This is a genomic window from Mesorhizobium sp. M7A.F.Ca.US.006.04.2.1 (genome assembly GCF_004022915.1).
In the GTDB taxonomy this organism is placed as follows: domain Bacteria; phylum Pseudomonadota; class Alphaproteobacteria; order Rhizobiales; family Rhizobiaceae; genus Mesorhizobium; species Mesorhizobium ciceri.
Window position 1 is genome coordinate 1 of the sequence record NZ_RZQA01001643.1, and the last position, 466, is coordinate 466.

The following is a 466-nucleotide window of genomic DNA, read 5'->3' on the forward strand; positions in this document are numbered from 1 at the left end:
GGATAATCCTGTGCCGTCGGGTAATTTTCCGGGATTGGCGGACAGGGCATGAGGCGAAACGAATGCTCCGGCTGGCGGGCCGGAAATCGGAGGTCGATGTGATGGAGAAAAAGCGCGACTACAGCCTGGTCGGGGAAAGCACGCGCATCGCGATCGAGACCGGGCTGGCCTCGGCCGAGTGGTATCACACCGATGTGCCGCGCAAGGCGATGAAAGAGCTGATGCAGCGCTCGGACGGCCCGGCGATCCGCGACACGATCATCTGGATCGTTGCCATATTGGGTTCCGCCGCCGGGATCGCCTGGTTCTGGGGCACGTGGTGGGTGGTGCCGTTCCTGCTCGTCTATGGCGTGCTCTACGGCTCGTCCAGCGACTCGCGCTGGCACGAGTGCGGCCACGGCACCGCCTTCCGCACACGCTGGATGAACGATGCCGTCTACCAGATCGCCAGCCTCATGCTGATGCG

The 466-nt window shown here is 63.9% G+C and carries 1 pseudogene; it reads left to right on the plus strand.

Features of this window, described 5'->3' with window-relative positions:
* Nucleotides 1-62 precede the first annotated feature (62 nt).
* Nucleotides 63-466: pseudogene (locus EN925_RS39190) on the plus strand (fatty acid desaturase); the annotation flags it as partial.